The sequence below is a fragment of the Pseudomonas sp. B21-017 genome (genome assembly GCF_024749245.1).
Classification (GTDB): domain Bacteria; phylum Pseudomonadota; class Gammaproteobacteria; order Pseudomonadales; family Pseudomonadaceae; genus Aquipseudomonas.
Genome location: NZ_CP087194.1, coordinates 400095 through 419203, shown reverse-complemented (window position 1 = coordinate 419203; position 19109 = coordinate 400095). Strand labels below are relative to the sequence as shown.

Sequence of the window (19109 nt, the reverse complement as noted above, 5' to 3'; positions counted from 1 at the left end):
CTTCACCGAGTAAACAATCGCGTGCCCAACGCCATTCTGCGCCTCGCCCTGCCTTCGCCCCTGCGCCGCCTGTTCGACTATCGCGCCCCGGCTGGAGTCCTGCGCGCCCAGTTACACCCGGGCATGCGTTTGCGGGTGCCGTTCGGCCGGCGGGAGATGATCGGGATTCTGGTGGAGATCACCGACCACAGCGAAGTCCCGACAGAAAAGCTCAAACCGGCGCTGGCCCTGCTCGATGCGGTACCGCCGCTGCCACCCGCGCTGTTCAAGCTGTGCCTGTGGACGTCCCAGTATTATCAGCACAGCCTCGGTGACACGTTGAGCTGGGCGCTGCCGGTGTTGCTGCGTCAGGGTGAACTGGCCGAAGCCCGTCAGGAGCGGTTCTGGTCCGCCGCGCCCGGCGCCAGCCTCGATGACCCGCGCATCGCCCGCGCCCCGAGGCAGCGCGAAGCCCTGGCGACCCTGGCGCAACATCCCCACGGCGTCGCCCATCAGTTGCTGAGCAAACTGATGCTGAGCAAGGACAGCCTCGATCTGTTGCTGGCCAAGGATCTGGTGCAGGTAGACATCCGCAGGCACGCGCCCGGCGCTCGCCACGAACACTGGCTGGCACAACCGGAATTGCCGCTCAACCCGGAGCAGCGCGCCGCTTATGAAGCGATTCGCGCCGGGTTCGACAGTTATCACGCGTTCCTGCTGGCCGGCGTCACCGGCAGCGGCAAGACCGAAGTCTATTTGCAACTGATCCGCGAAACCCTCGAGGCCGGCAAGCAAGCCCTGGTGCTGATCCCGGAGATCAACCTCGGCCCGCAAACCCTGGCGCGCTTCGAACAGCGCTTCAATGCACGCATCGCACTGATCCACTCCGCCGTCAACGACCGCGAGCGCCTGGACGCCTGGCTGGCCGCCCGGGATGGCGAAGCCGACATTATTATCGGCACCCGTTCGGCGCTGTTCACGCCGATGAAGAACCCCGGCCTGATCATCATCGATGAAGAGCACGACGGCTCCTATAAACAGCAGGAAGGCTTGCGCTACCACGCCCGCGACCTGGCGCTGGTTCGCGCCCGGCAGGAAAACATCCCGATTGTCCTCGGCTCCGCCACGCCTTCGCTGGAAAGCCTGCAAAACGCCTACACCGGTCGTTACGGCCTGCTGCGCCTGAATGAGCGCGCCGGTGGTGCCAAGCAACCGCGCTTCCTGCGCCTGGACGTGAAAAGTCGTCCACTGGACAGCGGCATTTCCGGGCCGATGCAGCAAGCCATCGGTCAGACCCTGGCCGCCGGCCAGCAGGTGCTGGTGTTCCTCAACCGTCGAGGGTTCGCCCCGACACTGCTCTGCCACGATTGCGGCTGGATGTCCGAATGCCAGCGTTGCGACGCGCGAATGACCGTGCACCAGCGCTCGGGCGAATTGCGTTGCCATCATTGTGGCTACGTCGAGCGCGTGCCTCGGCATTGCCCGAAGTGCGGCAAGGTCGATTTGCGGCCCGTGGGCGCCGGTACCGAGCGTGCCGAGGAACGCTTGGGGATTCTGTTTCCGGACGTCCCGGTGCTGCGGGTCGACCGCGACAGTACTTCACGCAAAGACGCGATGAATCAGTTGTTCGCGACCATCCAGAAAGGCCAGCCGTGCATTCTGGTCGGCACACAGATGCTTGCCAAAGGGCACCACTTTCCTCGGGTGACACTGGTGTCGATTCTCGATGCCGACGGCGGGTTGTTCTCCGGTGACTTCCGCGCCAGCGAGCGCATGGCGCAGTTGATCGTGCAGGTCGCCGGGCGCGCGGGGCGGGCCGAAGAACCGGGCAAAGTGATCATCCAGACGCACCTGGCGGACCACCCGCTGCTGGTGCAACTGACCGAACAGGGCTACTTCGCCTTCGCCGAACAGGCGCTGAGCGAGCGCCGCTCCGCCGGGTTGCCGCCATTTGCGCATCTCGCGCTGCTGCGGGCCGAAGCGCACAAACCGGGGCAGGCCGAAGGGTTCCTCGATGAAGCGTGCAGTGAGGCCGAACGACTGCTGACCGAACAGCATCTGACCGGCATCGAGTTGCTGGGGCCGGTTCCGGCACCGATGGAGCGCCGAGCCGGGCGCTATCGCGCACAGTTATTGCTGCAAGCCACGGCCCGGGCGCCACTGCATCGATTGTTGAGCAGTTGGTTGCTGGCTTTGGAGCAGATGCCCAGTGGGCGGGCAGTGCGTTGGTCTTTGGATGTCGACCCTGTGGATTTGTATTGATTGGAAGGTTGCTTTCGCGAGCAAGCCCGCGATAGCGGTCGAATAGTCACCACATATCCATAACCTGCCCGCTATAGTTGGCAAGCCCGTCTTCGCAACGGATAATGCCCAGTTTTTCCACTAGCGCACTGAAGCGCCGCCGCGCCTGCGGTCGAAAGAGAAGACCATGAAAGACACCATTCGCCAGCTGATCCAACAAGCCATCACCCAACTCGTCAACGAAGGTGTGTTGCCTGAAGGCCTGTCGCCGGCGATCCAGGTGGAAAACTCCCGTGACAAGACTCACGGCGACTTCGCCAGCAACATCGCGATGATGCTGGCCAAACCGGCCGGCATGAAACCCCGTGACCTGGCCGAGAAAATCATCGCCGCGCTGCCGGCTGACGAAAACGTCTCCAAAGCCGAAATCGCCGGCCCTGGCTTCCTGAACTTCTTCCAGAACACCCAAGCCCTGGCGACCCGCCTGGACGCGGCCCTGGCCGACGACCACATCGGCGTACGCAAGGCCGGCCCGGTGCAGCGCACCGTGGTTGACCTGTCGGCCCCGAACCTGGCCAAAGAGATGCACGTCGGCCACTTGCGCTCGACCATCATCGGCGACGGCGTGGCCCGGGTGCTGGAGTTCCTCGGCGACACCGTGATCCGTCAGAACCATGTCGGCGACTGGGGCACCCAGTTCGGCATGCTGATGGCTTATCTGCAGGAAAACCCGATCACCAGCGACGAGCTGTCGGACCTGGAAAACTTCTACCGCGCCGCCAAGCAGCGCTTCGACGAGTCCGAAGAGTTCGCCGACCGCGCCCGTGGCCTGGTGGTCAAGCTGCAAGCAGGCGACCCGGACTGCCTGGCCCTGTGGACCAAGTTCAAGGACATCTCGCTGTCCCACTGCCAGAAAATCTACGAACTGCTGAACGTCAAACTGACCATGGCCGACGTGATGGGTGAAAGCGCCTACAACGACGACCTGATCAACGTGGTCAACGACCTCAAGGCCAAAGGCATGCTGGTCGAGAGCAACGGCGCCCAGTGCGTGTTCCTCGACGAGTTCAAGAACGCCGAGGGCGAACCGCTGCCAGTGATCATCGTCAAGGCCGATGGCGGCTACCTCTATGCCACCACCGACCTGGCGGCCGTGCGCTACCGCAGCGGCGTGCTGAAAGCCGATCGCGCGCTGTACTTCGTTGACCAGCGCCAGGCCCTGCACTTCCAGCAGGTGTTCCAGGTCGCGCGTCAGGCCGGCTTCGTGACCCATCCGATGGAAATGGAACACATGGGCTTCGGCACCATGAACGGCGCCGATGGCCGCCCGTTCAAAACCCGTGACGGCGGCACCGTGAAGCTGATCGACCTGCTGACCGAAGCCCAGGAACGCGCCTACACGCTGGTGAAGGAGAAGAACCCGGAGTTGGCCGAAGACGAGTTGCGCAACATCGCCAAGGTCGTGGGCATTGGCGCGGTGAAGTACGCCGACCTGTCCAAGCACCGCACCAGCGACTACAGCTTCAACTTCGACCTGATGCTGAACTTCGAAGGCAACACCGCACCGTACCTGCTGTACGCCTACACCCGAGTGGCCGGCGTGTTCCGCAAGCTTGGCAAGGATTTCAGCGAAGTCGAAGGGCAAATCGTCCTCGAAGCGCCGCACGAACATGAGCTGGCGGCGAAACTGGCGCAGTTCGGCGAAATCCTGAATAACGTGTCCGACAAAGGCACGCCGCACATTCTCTGCACCTACCTGTACGATGTTGCCGGCCTGTTCTCCAGTTTCTACGAGAACTGCCCGATCCTCGGCGCCGATACCCCGGCGCAAATGCAGAGCCGTTTGCGCCTTGCTGCGTTGACCGGCCGCACTCTCAAGCAAGGCCTGGAACTCTTGGGTCTGGAAACTCTGGAGCGTATGTAAGTTGGCTGCCAAGAAAAAACCTGCACCCAAGCGTGGCGCCAGCCGTTACCAAGCTCCTGCAAAGCAACCGATCCCGGGCTGGCTGTGGATGGCCATCGGCCTGACGGTCGGCGCGTTCATTGTGTTCCTGATGAAGCTGGAGCCGGGCAAGGGCAGTGACAGCGTCAAGCGCGAGAAGGTCGAGCAACAGCAGAAAGCTACCAAGATCGCCGAAGCCAACAAGACCCCGCCGAGCCCGACGCAACCGGTGAAGCCGAAGTACGACTTCTACACCTTGCTGCCGGAATCGGAAGTGATCGTGCCGCCGGATGCGGTACCGGAGAAAACCCTGCCGACGCCACAAGTGCCGGCCGTGCCGACCACGCCGGTGACGCCTGCGGAAGCGGCGAAGATCGACACCGCCCGGGCTCAGGCGGCATTGGCCGGCATCACTCCGCCGCCAGCGCCACCGGTGGCTAAAGCGGCGCCAGTGACCAAGTTCTTCCTGCAGGCCGGTTCGTTCCGCAAGCAAGCCGATGCCGACAAGGTTCGGGCGCAGATCATCCTGCTGGGTCAGGCCGTGGCGGTTGAATCCGGCACGGTGAAGGACGAGACCTGGTACCGGGTGCTGGTCGGCCCGTTCAGCAACCGCGAACAACTGACCACCGCCCAGAAACAATTGGCGGGCAGTGGCTTCAGTAACCTGTTGTTACAACAACGCCAGAGCCGCTAATTTCGTCAAGGACACTGCGTCATCGTTCTTCGCGGGCAAGCCTCGCTCCTACAGGATCACGTAAATCTCTGTAGGAGCGAGGCTTGCCCGCGAAGGCGTCAGAACAGACAACACATTCATCTCTGCCCACCACCGCTCGTCCCCCGCCGCGTCCTACAGTTGAAAAACGCTCCACCACCCCCATATGAGTTGGCATAAGGCATTTTCGCCCCGCTGCGTGGAGACTCTCCCTTGACCACCATCGTTTCAGTTCGCCGCCACGGCAAAGTCGTCATGGGCGGCGACGGCCAGGTTTCGCTCGGCAATACCGTGATGAAAGGCAACGCGAAGAAAGTTCGCCGCCTGTACCACGGTCAGGTTATCGCCGGTTTTGCCGGGGCTACCGCTGACGCCTTCACCCTCTTCGAACGTTTCGAAGGCCAACTCGAAAAACATCAGGGCCACCTGGTTCGCGCCGCTGTCGAACTCGCCAAAGAATGGCGCACCGACCGCTCCCTCAGCCGCCTCGAAGCCATGCTCGCGGTCGCCAACAAGGATGCCTCCCTGATCATCACCGGCAACGGTGACGTGGTTGAGCCTGAAGAAGGCCTGATCGCCATGGGTTCCGGCGGCGGCTACGCCCAGGCTGCGGCCAGCGCGCTGTTGAAAAAGACCGACCTGTCGGCCCGGGAAATCGTCGAAACCGCTTTGGGCATCGCTGGCGACATCTGCGTGTTCACCAACCACAACATCACCATCGAGGAGCAGGATCTCGCTGAGTAAGCCTGTCTTGGCCTAGCGCCACGGCTCACTTTTGCTTGAGGACCGCCAATTACTATGCCCATGACCCCCCGTGAAATCGTCCACGAACTCAATCGCCATATCATCGGCCAGGACGATGCCAAACGCGCCGTCGCCATTGCCTTGCGCAACCGCTGGCGCCGGATGCAGCTGCCCGAAGAGCTGCGCGTCGAAGTCACCCCCAAGAACATTCTGATGATCGGCCCGACCGGCGTCGGTAAAACCGAGATCGCCCGTCGCCTGGCCAAACTCGCCAACGCTCCGTTCATCAAAGTCGAAGCGACCAAATTCACCGAAGTGGGCTATGTCGGCCGCGACGTCGAATCGATCATTCGTGATCTGGCGGACGCGGCGATCAAGCTGCTGCGCGAACAGGAAATGACCAAGGTTCGCCACCGCGCCGAAGACGCCGCCGAAGAACGCATCCTCGACGCCTTGCTGCCACCGGCACGCATGGGTTTCAGCAACGAAGACGCCGCCCCGGCCCAGGACTCCAACACCCGCCAGCTGTTCCGCAAACGCCTGCGTGAAGGTCAGCTGGACGACAAGGAGATCGAAATCGAAGTCGCCGAAATCACCGGCGTCGATATCTCCGCGCCACCGGGCATGGAAGAAATGACCAACCAGTTGCAGAGCCTGTTCGCCAACATGGGCAAGGGCAAGCGCAAGAGCCGCAAGCTCAAGGTCAAGGAAGCGCTGAAACTGGTTCGCGACGAAGAAGCCGGTCGCCTGGTCAACGAAGAAGAGTTGAAGGCCAAGGCGCTGGAAGCTGTCGAACAGCACGGCATCGTGTTCATCGACGAAATCGACAAGGTCGCCAAGCGCGGCAATACCGGTGGCGTCGATGTATCCCGTGAAGGCGTACAGCGCGACTTGCTGCCGCTGATCGAAGGCTGCACCGTCAACACCAAACTGGGCATGGTCAAGACCGACCATATCCTGTTTATCGCCTCTGGTGCATTCCACCTGAGCAAGCCGAGTGATCTGGTGCCGGAGCTGCAAGGTCGCCTGCCGATTCGGGTCGAACTCAAGGCCCTGAGCCCGGAAGATTTCGAGCGTATCCTCAGCGAACCGCATGCCTCTCTCACCGAGCAGTATTGCGCGCTGCTGAAAACCGAAGGGCTGCTCATCGAGTTCCAGCCGGACGGCATCAAGCGTATTGCCGAGATTGCCTGGCAGGTCAACGAGAAGACCGAGAACATCGGCGCCCGTCGCCTGCACACCTTGCTGGAGCGTCTGCTTGAAGAGGTGTCGTTCAGTGCCGGCGATCTGGCCAGCACCCATGACGAAAAGGCGATCCTGATCGATGCCGATTACGTCAACAGCCACTTGGGCGAATTGGCACAGAACGAAGACCTGTCCCGTTATATCCTGTAGGTCTCATTCTGTGTGAGCGGGCTTCTGTGGCGAGGGAGCTTGCTCCCGCTGGGTCGCGATGCGGCCCTAAAGTCGGTGAATGCGGTTTATCTACAAGACCTCATTCACCGGATTTACGACTGCTACGCAGCCGAGCGGGAGCAAGCTCCCTCGCCACAGATCACCCGCCGACACAGGGCCTTCATACAAACGGAAGATCGGCCCCATGACGACCCAACTCCCCACCGACATCAAACTGCACAAAGCCTCGAAAACCCTGACGCTCAAATACGCGTCCGGCGAGGAGTATCACCTGCCCGCAGAATTCCTTCGCGTGCACTCTCCTTCCGCCGAGGTCCAGGGCCACGGCAAACCTATCCTGCAATTTGGCAAGATCGGCGTAGGCCTGAGCAAGGTCGAACCAGCCGGTCAGTACGCACTGAAATTGACCTTCGACGACGGCCACGACAGCGGCCTGTTCACCTGGGAATATCTGTACCAGTTGGCGGTGCGCCAAGAGGATCTGTGGAACGATTATCTTGCCGAACTCAAAGCGGCCGGAAAGACCCGTGATCCGAACGAGTCGGTCGTCAAGCTGATGCTCTAGGTCAGGCCTCGAGGTATTTAGAGGGCATTTTCTAATTCCATCTGTTTGAATGCTTGGCTGCCGGGTCAACGATTGGCCCGCTTGCGAAAAAATTAAACTCGGGTAACCAATGGAGCTGGCAAGTTCCGTGCATTTGTAGCTATGCGCAATTAACGGTCACCCCGAGCAGTAGTACCTGGCGTTTGCTGTGTGACTACACAGCTGGGCTCAGGTACTCGCCTCAGGACAATGGAGCGTCGTAGATGAGTAACAAGCAAAACGATGACCTGAAATTCCAGGCTTCAGAAAATACCTTGGGACTGAATCCTGTTGTTGGGCTGCGTAGAAAGGATCTACTGGGCTCTGCCCGAATGGTGCTGACCCAGGCCATCAGACAACCCATCCACAGTGCCAGGCACGTCGCCCATTTCGGCATCGAACTCAAGAACGTGCTGTTCGGAAAATCCGAGCTTCAACCGCAAAGCGACGACCGCCGTTTCCTCGACCCGGCCTGGAGCCAGAACCCTCTCTACAAACGTTATTTGCAAACTTATCTGGCGTGGCGCAAGGAGCTCCATACCTGGATCGATAAGAGCAATCTCTCGCCCAAGGACGTCGCTCGCGGGCATTTCGTGATCAACCTCATGACCGAAGCCATGGCCCCGACCAACACGGCAGCCAACCCGGCGGCGGTCAAACGCTTCTTCGAAACCGGCGGCAAAAGCCTGCTCGACGGCCTCTCTCATCTGGCCAAGGATCTGATCCACAACGGCGGGATGCCGAGCCAGGTCAACATGGGCGCGTTCGAAGTCGGCAAGAGCCTGGGTGTGACCGAAGGCGCGGTGGTCTTTCGCAACGACGTGCTGGAGCTGATCCAGTACAAGCCGATCACCGAGCAAGTGCATGAACGCCCACTGCTGGTGGTGCCGCCGCAAATCAACAAGTTCTATGTTTTCGACCTCAGCCCGGACAAGAGCCTGGCGCGCTTCTGCCTGCGCAACAACATGCAGACGTTCATCGTCAGCTGGCGCAACCCGACCAAGGAACAACGCGAGTGGGGTCTGTCGACCTACATCGAAGCGCTCAAGGAAGCGGTCGACGTGGTCACCGCGATCACCGGCAGCAAAGACGTGAACATGCTCGGTGCCTGCTCCGGCGGCATTACCTGCACCGCGCTGCTGGGTCATTACGCAGCGATCGGCGAGAAGAAAGTAAACGCCCTGACGCTGCTGGTCAGCGTGCTCGACACCACCCTCGACAGCGACGTGGCCCTGTTCGTCGACGAGCAGACCCTCGAAGCCGCCAAGCGCCACTCCTACCAGGCCGGTGTGCTGGAAGGTCGCGATATGGCGAAAGTCTTCGCCTGGATGCGTCCCAACGACTTGATCTGGAACTACTGGGTCAACAACTACCTGTTGGGCAACGAGCCACCGGTGTTCGACATTCTGTTCTGGAACAACGACACCACTCGCCTGCCGGCCGCTTTCCACGGCGACCTGATCGAGATGTTCAAAAACAACCCACTGATCCGCCCCAATGCACTGGAAGTGTGCGGCACACCGATCGACCTCAAACAGGTCGATGCCGACATCTTTTCCCTGGCCGGCACCAACGATCACATCACCCCGTGGAAGTCCTGCTACAAGTCGGCACAACTGTTCGGCGGCAAGGTCGAGTTCGTGCTGTCCAGCAGCGGACATATCCAGAGCATTCTGAACCCGCCGGGCAATCCGAAAGCACGCTACATGACCAGCACCGACATGCCGGTCAAGGCCGAGGACTGGATGGAAAACTCCACCAAGCACACCGACTCCTGGTGGTTGCATTGGCAGGCGTGGCAGGCCGAACGCTCGGGCAAACTGAAGAAGTCCCCCGCCAACCTTGGCAACAAGGCCTATCCCGCGGGTGAGGCGTCGCCAGGCACGTATGTGCACGAACGTTGAGCTTCAAACAACTCGCAGTCCGCGGCACTGGGAGGTGCCGCGATTGTCATTAATCAGCCTCGAGGCCAGCCTCGAACATTCTGCGACGGCCCGGGATGGCCCAATCAGCGTTTAAAACTTACAGGGCTTCGTGCATGCCGCAACCGTTCGTATTCCGTACCGTCAACCTGGATGGGCAGACCCTCCGCACCGCGGTACGCCCCGGCAAGCCTCACTTGACGCCCTTGCTGGTTTTCAATGGCATCGGCGCCAACCTGGAGCTGATATTTCCGTTCGTCCAGGCACTGGATCCGGACCTGGAAGTCATCGCCTTCGACGTACCCGGTGTCGGCGGCTCATCGACGCCCAGCCGGCCGTATCGCTTTTCGGGCCTGGCGAAACTGACGGCGCGAATGCTCGATTATCTCGATTACGGGCAGGTCAATGTGATCGGCGTGTCATGGGGTGGCGCCCTGGCGCAGCAATTTGCCTATGACTATCCCGAGCGCTGCAAGAAGCTGGTGCTGGCAGCCACGGCGGCCGGCACAGTGATGGTCCCGGGCAAACCAAAAGTGCTATGGATGATGGCCAGCCCACGACGCTACATCCAGCCGTCCCATGTGATTCGCATCGCGCCGATGATCTATGGCGGCTCGTTCCGTCGCGATCCGACCCTGGCGGCCAGTCACGCCGCGCGGGTTCGCTCGGCAGGCAAACTGGGCTACTACTGGCAGCTATTCGCCGGGTTCGGCTGGACCAGCATTCACTGGCTGCACAAGATCCACCAGCCGACCCTGGTGCTGGCCGGCGACGACGACCCACTGATCCCGCTGATCAATATGCGCATGCTGGCCTGGCGAATTCCCAACGCCCAATTGCACATCATCGACGACGGGCATCTGTTCTTGATTACCCGGGCCGAAGCGGTGGCACCGATCATCATGAAGTTTCTCGAAGAGGAACGTCAGCGCGCAGTGATGCATCCGCATCCGGCGCCATCGGGCAGTTGACCGGCCCCGGATTTGGTTCAGGAAAAGAGCGTCGACAGGACGTCGTACCGCGCAACAATCCGCAACAACGTCTATGGTGATTTGTTCGGTGAGTTTGTTTTTGGCCTGATGACGAAGGAGTGTTGACTCATGCGCGACAAACCAGCGAAGGGCTCCTTGCCCACTCCCGCTGCATTCATCAACGCACAGAGTGCGGTTACCGGTCTGCGCGGCCGGGACTTGCTTTCAACCTTGCGCAGCCTGGCCACCCATGGCCTGCGCAACCCGGTGTACACGGCCCGGCATGCCTTGAAGCTGGGGGGCCAGCTTGGCCGCGTGTTGTTGGGTGAAACCCTGCACCCGATCAATCCGCAAGACAATCGCTTTGCCGACCCGGCGTGGAGCCTCAACCCTTTTTATCGCCGCAGCTTGCAGGCCTACCTGAGTTGGCAGAAGGAGGTCAAAAACTGGATCGACGAGAGCAACCTGAGCCCGGACGATCGCGCCCGCGCCCACTTTGCGTTTGCCTTGATCAACGACGCCGTGGCGCCGTCCAACACCCTGCTCAATCCGCTGGCGGTCAAGGAGATCTTCAACTCTGGCGGTCACAGCCTGGTGCGGGGTATCGGCCATTTGCTTGACGATCTGCTGCACAACGACGGCTTGCCCAGACAGGTCACCAAACAAGCATTCGAGGTAGGCAAGACAGTCGCCACCACCACCGGCTCCGTGGTGTTTCGCAATGAGCTGCTGGAACTGATCCAGTACAAGCCGATGAGCGAAAAACAGTATTCCAAGCCGTTGCTGATCGTGCCGCCACAGATCAACAAGTTCTACATTTTCGACTTGAGCCCCAGTAACAGCTTCGTCCAGTTCGCCCTTAAAAACGGCTTGCAGACCTTCGTGATCAGCTGGCGCAATCCTGATGTGCGTCACCGCGAATGGGGGCTGTCGTCTTACGTCGAAGCCACCGAAGAAGCGATGAATGTGTGCCGGGCGATTACCGGCTCCCGCGACGTCAACCTGATGGGTGCCTGCGCCGGCGGGCTGACCATCGCCGCGCTGCAAGGGCACTTGCAGGCCAAGCGGCAGCTGCGGCGGGTGTCCAGCGCGACCTATCTGGTCAGCCTGCTCGACAGTCAGATAGAAAGCCCGGCCACCCTCTTCGTCGACGAACAAACGCTGGAAGCGGCCAAGCGCCGCTCATATCAGAAGGGCGTTCTGGAAGGTCGCGACATGGCCAGGGTTTTTGCCTGGATGCGCCCCAACGATTTGATCTGGAATTACTTCGTCAATAACTACCTGCTGGGCAAGGAGCCACCGGCGTTCGACATCCTCTACTGGAACAATGACAACACGCGCCTGCCGGCAGCGTTTCATGGCGATCTGCTGGACTTCTTCAAGCACAACCCGCTGAGTCATCCGGGTGGGCTGGAAGTGTGCGGCACACCGATCGACCTGCAGAAAGTCACCGTCGACAGTTTCAGCGTGGCCGGCATGAACGATCACATCACCCCGTGGGATGCGGTGTATCGCTCGACCTTGCTGCTGGGTGGCGAGCGACGCTTCGTGCTGTCGAGCAGCGGTCATGTGCAGAGCATTCTCAACCCGCCGCACAACTCGAAAGCCAACTACGTCGAGAACCCGAAACTGAGCAGCGACCCGCGGGCCTGGTATTACGACGCCAAACGCGTCGACGGCAGTTGGTGGACGCAATGGCTGAGCTGGATTCAGGAACGCTCCGGCGCACTACACGAAACCCAGATGACCCTCGGCAACCAGAACTATCCACCGATGGAGGCGGCACCCGGTACTTACGTGCGCGTGCGCTGACGTTCAATGAACCACGGCCGCCAATGGCCGTGGCCTGACTCGACCATTAAGAAGACTGGATGAAAACCCGCGACCGGATTCTCGAATGTGCCCTGCAGTTGTTCAATCAGAAGGGCGAACCGAACGTGTCCACCATGGAGGTGGCCAACGAAATGGGCATCAGCCCCGGCAACCTCTACTACCACTTCCACGGCAAGGAGCCGCTGATCCTGGGGCTGTTCGAACGCTTCCAGACCGAACTGACGCCCTTGCTCGATCCACCGTCCGATGTGGAATTGGCACCCGAAGATTACTGGCTGTTCCTGCACCTGATCGTCGAACGCCTGGCTCAATACCGGTTTCTGTTCCAGGACTTGTCGAACCTTGCCGGCCGCCTGCCGAAACTGGCCAAGGGGATACGCAACCTGCTCAATGCGTTGAAGCGCACACTGGCTTCATTGCTGGCACAGTTGAAGGCTCAGGGGCAGTTGGTCAGCGACACCCAGGCATTGGGGCAACTGGTGGAGCAAATCACCATGACATTGCTGTTCTCGCTGGACTATCAGCGGATTCTCGACCGTGAAGGTGAAGTACGACTGGTGGTGTACCAGATCATGATGCTGGTGGCGCCGCACTTGTTGCCGCCGGTCAAAGTCGCGACCGAGCGGTTGGCGTTGCAGTACCTCGAAGAGCACAACTGACCCGGTGGGTCTTCGATGGCTTCTGGAATCCATGCACAAACAAAAACGCCCGACCTTTACAGGCCGGGCGTTTTTTTGCGTCCTGGAAATCAGGACTGACTGGTTGGCGCCGATGGAGTCGGTGCGATAGTCGGGGTTACAGCAGGGGTCGGCGCAGCGGCGGAGTTCGCCGGACTGACCGGGGTTGCCGGTTTGGCGGCAGCCACTGCTGGTTTCGGAGCGGCCGCTTTCGGGGCGGCTGGTTTTTTCACTGCTGGCTTCTTCGCCGCAGCGGGTTTGGCCGCTGCGGTTTTAGCTGCAGGTTTGGCCGCTGGTTTAGCGGCTGGTTTTGCGGCAGCTTTTGCAGCGGGTTTAGCAGCGGGTTTAGCGGCCGCTTTGGCTGCAGGTTTCGCAGCAGCAGTTTTGGCGGCCGGCTTGGCGGCAGGTTTCGCTGCGGCCTTGGCCAATGGTTTGGCAGCGCTTTTAGCTGCCGGTTTGGCCGCCGCGGTTTTCGCCGCAACAGGCGCAACCTTGGCACCGGTGAGTTTTTCGATTTGCTTGGTCAGGGTATCGACCTTGCTGTGCAGTGCCTTGACTTCATTGCGGCTCGGTACACCCAGGCGCGAAATGGCGCTGTTCAGGCGCTTGTCGAAAGCCCCTTCCAGCTCATCCCACTTGCCCAGTGCGCGATCTTTCACGCCGCTGATGCGCGACTTGGCCGACGAAGCGGAGTCCTTGGCAGCATCGACAGTCTTGCCGACAGCGCTCTTGGTGAGCTTCTCGGCTTTCTCGCCGTCCTTAACCAATGCATCGAAGAGTTTGCTGCCGTCAGTATCAATCTTCGAGTACACGCCTAAACCAGCCAGCCAGATCTTGCGGGAGTAGTCTTCGACCTTCCCGATCCACGAGCTGCCTTCTTTTTCAGTATTCTTTTTGCCAGCCATCCCGTTCTCCTTAAGATTTACGCGCGACACGTTCGAGCAATGCTGTCAGCTCATCGAGCTTAGCAGAGAGTGTCTCCACGTCATGTTTAGACGGAATGCCGATACGATTCAAGGCACTTGCGATACGCATATCGAAAGCCTTCTCGACTTTGTCGAGTTGAAGTTCGACTTTGCCTTTGAAAGTACTCACCTCACTCTTGGCTTCATCGATCTCGGCATTAGCCGCTTCAAGTTTCTCAGCAACTACTTTTTTGCCTTTCTTTTCAACAGCTTGACCAGCCTTGATCAACTCTTGAACGTACTCGCCACCCTCTTGACCGACCTTGGTGTAAGCACCCAGGCTCGCCAGCCAGATCTTGCGGGCATACGATTTGACGTCGTTCAGAGTGTTGGTCTCAACGTCGACTTTTTTCTTCACAATAACTTTGGCCATGGTCCACCTCACGCGCAGAAGGGTTGAGGAACTGCCCGCGAAAGTGTCGGGCTCAGGCACAAAGTAGGGAGAAAAATTAGAAACGGCACCCTAACAAATGACACAAATCGGTGGTGCCTCCGGGAAAAGATCTCAGCCTTCGGCAACGCCTGCAGATGTACACATTTCAATGCAGGAGCCGCCGAAGGCTGCGCTCTTTGGGGAGTCACGCGAGGGCTTTGTCGAGGGCCCTTTCGATTTCCGATTTGATGGTGCTGCTCATGGCGGACATCAACAGCCCCAATTCGACATCAACCCGGATCGAATCCTCGCCCACATGCACCGCCCCTTTCACACCGGAGCGCTTGAGGTTCAGCGTGTCGCCAGACCACTGTGGCTCCAGGCCATATTGATCGGACAGTTTCTGCGCCAACTTGTCGGCCTTCTCGCGGGCCGCTTCCTTACCCAGGCCATGGGCACGCTCAACACTAATATGGGCCATCGAATGACTCCTGCTTTATGGACACTTCCTGAAGCATCTTGACCGTTACTGCGTCAAAACGTCCCGGTTTCTCTATATCTTACCTTCAGCCTTGCCAAGACAAAGCAGGCCACCGGGATTAGAATGTCCCGCATTCTATTTTGGTGACAGCGATATGACTGATCAGCGCAAAGGCAGCGATGCCGAACCCACCACTCACTTCGGCTTCAAAAACGTTCCGGAAAGCCAGAAAGCGGAAAAAGTCGCTGAGGTTTTCCACTCGGTAGCCGCCAAGTACGACTTGATGAACGACCTCCTGTCGGGCGGCATGCACCGTCTGTGGAAGCGTTTCGCGATCGAACTGTCGGGCGTGCGTGCCGGTAACCGCGTGCTGGACATCGCCGGCGGCACTGGCGACCTGACCAAAAAGTTTTCGCATCTTGTGGGGCCAACTGGTCAGGTAGTGTTGGCCGACATCAACGAATCCATGCTCAAGGTCGGTCGTGACCGCCTGCTGGATCTGGGTGTGTCCGGCAACGTCGAATTCGTCCAGGCCGACGCTGAAAAGCTGCCGTTCCCGGACAACCACTTCGACTGCGTGACCATCGCTTTCGGCCTGCGCAACGTGACGCATAAAGAAGACGCCCTGCGCTCGATGCTGCGCGTGCTCAAGCCCGGCGGTCGCCTGCTGGTGCTGGAGTTCTCCAAACCCACCAACGCACTGATGTCCAAAGCCTACGATGCCTATTCGTTCGCCTTCATGCCGTTGATGGGCAAGCTGATCACCAATGATTCGGAAAGCTATCGCTACCTGGCCGAATCGATCCGCATGCACCCGAATCAGGAAACCCTGAAGTCGATGATGGTCGAGGCCGGTTTCGACCGCGTGACCTACCACAACATGACCGCAGGCATCGTCGCCCTGCACCGTGGCATCAAACCCTGATGTTGCTGGCCGGCCTGCTCGCCAGCGTTGAACTCGGTCTGAACCGGGTGCTGCGTCTCGACAGCACGGCGCTGCCGCGGCTGGCGCATTTGAGTGGCAAGGTGATTGCCGTCGACTGCCGCAGCCCGGCGTTGCAATTGTTCATCCTGCCCAGCGATGAAGGCCTGATGCTGGCGTCCCACTGGGAAACCGGTGCCGACTGCACCTTGCGCGCACCGGCCTCAAGCCTGCTGAAACTGGCGACGAGCAAAGACAAGACGTCGGTGCTGCATGCCCCGGAAGTCGAACTCGACGGCGACAGCGGCGTGCTGCTGGAACTGGCGGCGGTCCTTCAGGACCTGGAGCTGGACTGGGAGTATGAACTCTCGCGCTGGCTGGGGCCTCTGGCCACGCAACTGGTCGGCGGTCATCTGCGCAGCCGCGCACGCTGGTATCAGCAAGGGTTCGCCAGCCTCAACCAGAACCTGGGCGAATATCTGGCCGAAGAATCGCGCACCCTGGTCGGTCAGCGCGAAGCCGAAGCCCGTTTCAGTGAACTGGACCAGATCAAACTCGATCTGGAACGTCTCGAGGCGCGTTTCGAGCGCCTTTCCCGATCCCTCGACCCAAGCGATAACGCATGAAGCTGCTTGCCGTCCGCCGTTTGTTGCGCATCCAGCGCGTCGTGATCCGCTACCGCCTCGATGACCTGCTGTTCGCCCTGCCATTGCCCTGGTTTCTGCTGGCGCTGCGCTATGCCTTGCCGTGGCGCTGGTTCCCGCGCAAGCCCCTGGACCTGAGCCGTGGCGCACGATTGCGCCTGGCGTTGCAGGACCTTGGGCCGATTTTCATCAAGTTCGGCCAGATCCTTTCGACACGCCGCGACCTGCTACCCGAAGACATCGCCGATGAGTTGATGATGTTGCAGGACCGGGTGCCGCCGTTCGACTCACAAGTGTCGGTCCGGCTGATCGAGGAGCAGCTCGGCAAGAAGATCAATGAAGTCTTCTCACGTTTCGACGTCGAACCGCTGGCCTCGGCTTCGGTGGCGCAGGTGCATGCCGCGCAGCTGAAAACCGGCGAAGAAGTGGTGGTCAAGGTAATCCGCCCAGGCCTCAAACCGGTGATTGCCCAGGACCTGGCATGGCTGTTCATTCTTGCCCGCGCTGCGGAAAAACTCTCGGCCGACGCCCGTCTGCTACACCCGGTGGACGTGGTCAGTGATTACGAAAAAACCATCTACGACGAACTCGATCTGCTGCGTGAGGCCGCCAACGCCAGCCAGTTGAAGCGCAACTTCGACGGTTCGCCGCTACTGTATGTGCCGCAAGTCTATTGGGACTGGTGCCGACCGAAAGTGCTGGTGATGGAGCGCATCTACGGGATTCAGGTCACCGACCTCGCGACCCTGGCCGACCAGCGCACCGACATGAAAATGCTCGCCGAGCGTGGCGTGGAGATCTTCTTCACCCAGGTGTTCCGCGACAGCTTCTTCCACGCCGACATGCACCCCGGCAACATTTTCGTCAGCACCGTGCAGCCCTGGAGCCCGCAGTACATCGCCATCGACTGCGGCATCGTCGGCAGCCTGACCCCGGAAGACCAGGACTATCTGGCGCGCAACCTGTTCGCGTTTTTCAAGCGTGACTACCGGCGTGTCGCGCAATTGCACATCGACTCGGGCTGGGTACCGGCGGAAACCAAGCTCAACGAATTCGAAGCGGCGATCCGCACGGTGTGCGAGCCGATCTTCGAAAAACCGTTAAAAGATATTTCCTTTGGTCAGGTGCTGATGCGCCTGTTCCAGACCGCCCGACGCTTCAACATGGAAGTGCAGCCGCAGTTGGTCTTGCTGCAAAAAACCCTGTTGAACATCGAAGGCCTGGGTCGTCAGTTGTACCCGGACCTCGATCTGTGGAACACCGCCCAGCCGTTCCTCGAACGCTGGATGCGCGAGCGCGTCAGCCCCAAAGCCTTGCTGGGCAACGTGCAGAGCCAGTTCGAGCAGCTCCCGCACCTGGCCAACATGGCCCGCGACCTGCTTGAGCGCATGTCCCAACCCCACGCCAACGACCCGCCGCCTCCGTGGCACCGGCGCAAGGACGACGTGTTCCTGCGCCTGCTCGGTACCGCTCATCTGGCGGGTGGCACGATACTCGCCGCCGGTGGCCCGTTACACGAACTGGGGCATTGGCCCGCCGGAATCATGGTGGCGATCGGCTTGTATCTGGTCGTTCGCCGATAGCCAGTTGGATCATCGGCTGGCACACTGTTTGAACGCTGAATTTGAACATTGGCCTCAACTATTGAAGTAGAGCCCGCTGTCGGAGTCGAAGATGAAAAACTGGCTGGACGAGATCAAGTGGGACGCCGATGGACTGGTGCCGGCGATTGCCCAGGATCACAAGACCGGACGCGTCCTGATGATGGCCTGGATGAACCGCGAAGCACTGCAATTGACCGCCGCCGAGAACCGTGCCATTTACTGGTCACGTTCCCGTGGCAAGCTGTGGCGCAAGGGCGAAGAGTCCGGCCACGTGCAAACCCTGCATGAGATGCGCCTGGACTGTGACGCTGACGTGATCATCCTGATGGTCGAGCAGATCGGCGACATCGCCTGCCATACCGGCCGTCAGAGCTGCTTCTATCGCGTCTTCGAGAACGGCGACTGGAAAACCGTCGACCCGGTTCTCAAAGACCCGCACGCCATCTACTCCGCAGGACATACCCATGAGTGACACTTTGACCCGTCTGGCCCAGGTGCTGGAAGAGCGCAAAGGCGCAGCCGCCGACAGCTCGTACGTCGCCAGCCTGTACCACAAGGGCTTGAACAAGATTCTGGAAAAAGTCGGCGAAGAGTCGGTCGAAACCATTATCGCCGCCAAGGATGCCGCCATCAGCGGTGACTGCAGCGATGTGATCTACGAGACCGCCGACCTGTGGTTCCACAGCATGGTCATGCTCGCCCAGTTGGGGCAACATCCACAGGCTGTGCTCGATGAACTGGACCGTCGCTTCGGTCTGTCCGGACACGCCGAGAAAGCCTCGCGCCCGTCCGCCTGAACAATTATTAGAGAGGAACGCAACATGGGCATTTTTGACTGGAAACACTGGATCGTCATCCTGGTTGTCGTGGTGCTGGTGTTCGGCACCAAGAAACTGAAAAACCTCGGCACTGACGTCGGCGAGTCGATCAAGGGCTTTCGCAAGGCCATGAACGACGAAGAGAAACCGGCCGACCCGACTGCGACTCCGGCCCAACCGGTTCCACCGACCCAGCCACAGGCCACAACGTCTGTGAACCCGCCGCACACCATCGACGTGCAGGCGCAAAAAGTCGAAGAGCCGATCCGCAAAGACTCGTGA

General features: G+C 60.2%; 19 protein-coding genes. 16 read left to right on the top strand and 3 right to left on the bottom strand.

Annotated elements, in window-relative coordinates:
* Positions 1-21 precede the first annotated feature (21 nt).
* From LOY28_RS01895 to LOY28_RS01850, 10 genes are all read left to right on the top strand, one after another.
* On the top strand, positions 22-2241 hold the full coding sequence (locus tag LOY28_RS01895) for a primosomal protein N' (RefSeq protein WP_018929148.1): 2220 nt from the start codon (positions 22-24) through the stop codon (positions 2239-2241).
* A gap of 166 nt (positions 2242-2407) precedes the next feature.
* Positions 2408-4144 (top strand): arginine--tRNA ligase, encoded by a 1737-nt coding sequence (argS, locus tag LOY28_RS01890; protein ID WP_064615921.1) that lies wholly within the window; start codon positions 2408-2410, stop codon positions 4142-4144.
* Between the two features lies 1 nt (position 4145).
* Positions 4146-4856, top strand: coding sequence for an SPOR domain-containing protein (locus LOY28_RS01885; protein WP_007936813.1), 711 nt, complete (start codon positions 4146-4148; stop codon positions 4854-4856).
* 231 nt (positions 4857-5087) lie between these two features.
* Positions 5088-5618 (top strand): ATP-dependent protease subunit HslV, encoded by a 531-nt coding sequence (gene hslV, locus LOY28_RS01880; RefSeq protein ID WP_007936812.1) that lies wholly within the window; start codon positions 5088-5090, stop codon positions 5616-5618.
* A gap of 54 nt (positions 5619-5672) precedes the next feature.
* Positions 5673-7013, top strand: coding sequence for an ATP-dependent protease ATPase subunit HslU (gene hslU, locus LOY28_RS01875; protein ID WP_019581849.1), 1341 nt, complete (start codon positions 5673-5675; stop codon positions 7011-7013).
* Between the two features lie 205 nt (positions 7014-7218).
* The gene (locus LOY28_RS01870) at positions 7219-7599 is read left to right on the top strand and encodes a gamma-butyrobetaine hydroxylase-like domain-containing protein (protein WP_018929151.1); all 381 of its coding nucleotides are present in this window, start codon (positions 7219-7221) and stop codon (positions 7597-7599) included.
* Between the two features lie 242 nt (positions 7600-7841).
* Positions 7842-9521: a class II poly(R)-hydroxyalkanoic acid synthase gene (phaC, locus tag LOY28_RS01865; protein WP_026286647.1), complete on the top strand. Its 1680-nt coding sequence runs from the start codon at positions 7842-7844 to the stop codon at positions 9519-9521.
* Between the two features lie 134 nt (positions 9522-9655).
* Entirely contained in the window at positions 9656-10510 is an 855-nt protein-coding gene (phaZ, locus tag LOY28_RS01860) for a poly(3-hydroxyalkanoate) depolymerase (protein ID WP_018929153.1), read from the top strand.
* Between the two features lie 129 nt (positions 10511-10639).
* Positions 10640-12322 carry a class II poly(R)-hydroxyalkanoic acid synthase gene (gene phaC, locus LOY28_RS01855; RefSeq protein WP_018929154.1) on the top strand — a complete coding sequence of 561 codons (1683 nt, stop codon included), beginning with the start codon at positions 10640-10642 and terminating at the stop codon, positions 12320-12322.
* A 59-nt stretch (positions 12323-12381) separates the two neighbouring features.
* Positions 12382-13002: a TetR/AcrR family transcriptional regulator gene (locus LOY28_RS01850; protein ID WP_018929155.1), complete on the top strand. Its 621-nt coding sequence runs from the start codon at positions 12382-12384 to the stop codon at positions 13000-13002.
* Between the two features lie 89 nt (positions 13003-13091).
* Here LOY28_RS01850 and LOY28_RS01845 read toward each other — a convergent pair whose 3' ends face one another.
* From LOY28_RS01845 to LOY28_RS01835, 3 genes are all read right to left on the bottom strand, one after another.
* Complete coding sequence (locus LOY28_RS01845; protein WP_064615917.1) at positions 13092-13925, bottom strand: phasin family protein; 834 nt, start codon at positions 13923-13925, stop codon at positions 13092-13094.
* Positions 13926-13935: 10 nt separating this feature from the next.
* Complete coding sequence (locus LOY28_RS01840; RefSeq protein WP_258612985.1) at positions 13936-14358, bottom strand: phasin family protein; 423 nt, start codon at positions 14356-14358, stop codon at positions 13936-13938.
* 205 nt (positions 14359-14563) lie between these two features.
* Positions 14564-14839, bottom strand: a complete 276-nt coding sequence (locus LOY28_RS01835) for a polyhydroxyalkanoic acid system family protein (protein ID WP_064615913.1) — start codon at positions 14837-14839, stop codon at positions 14564-14566.
* Between the two features lie 154 nt (positions 14840-14993).
* On the opposite strand from LOY28_RS01835, the gene ubiE reads away from it, so the two are divergent.
* The 6 genes from ubiE (at position 14994) to LOY28_RS01805 (ending at position 19109) form a co-directional block, all read left to right on the top strand.
* On the top strand, positions 14994-15764 hold the full coding sequence (gene ubiE, locus LOY28_RS01830) for a bifunctional demethylmenaquinone methyltransferase/2-methoxy-6-polyprenyl-1,4-benzoquinol methylase UbiE (protein ID WP_007936800.1): 771 nt from the start codon (positions 14994-14996) through the stop codon (positions 15762-15764).
* Positions 15764-16387, top strand: a complete 624-nt coding sequence (locus LOY28_RS01825) for an SCP2 domain-containing protein (protein WP_258612984.1) — start codon at positions 15764-15766, stop codon at positions 16385-16387. Before ubiE ends, LOY28_RS01825 begins: the two co-directional genes overlap by 1 nt.
* Positions 16384-17988, top strand: a complete 1605-nt coding sequence (gene ubiB / locus LOY28_RS01820; RefSeq protein WP_028939613.1) for a ubiquinone biosynthesis regulatory protein kinase UbiB — start codon at positions 16384-16386, stop codon at positions 17986-17988. Before LOY28_RS01825 ends, ubiB begins: the two co-directional genes overlap by 4 nt.
* A gap of 91 nt (positions 17989-18079) precedes the next feature.
* Positions 18080-18481 carry a phosphoribosyl-AMP cyclohydrolase gene (hisI, locus tag LOY28_RS01815; protein WP_007936797.1) on the top strand — a complete coding sequence of 134 codons (402 nt, stop codon included), beginning with the start codon at positions 18080-18082 and terminating at the stop codon, positions 18479-18481.
* Entirely contained in the window at positions 18474-18806 is a 333-nt protein-coding gene (locus LOY28_RS01810; RefSeq protein WP_007899279.1) for a phosphoribosyl-ATP diphosphatase, read from the top strand. The genes hisI and LOY28_RS01810 overlap by 8 nt, the downstream gene beginning before the upstream one ends.
* A gap of 24 nt (positions 18807-18830) precedes the next feature.
* A complete protein-coding gene (locus tag LOY28_RS01805; protein WP_018929163.1) occupies positions 18831-19109 on the top strand; it encodes a twin-arginine translocase TatA/TatE family subunit in 279 nt (92 codons plus the stop codon).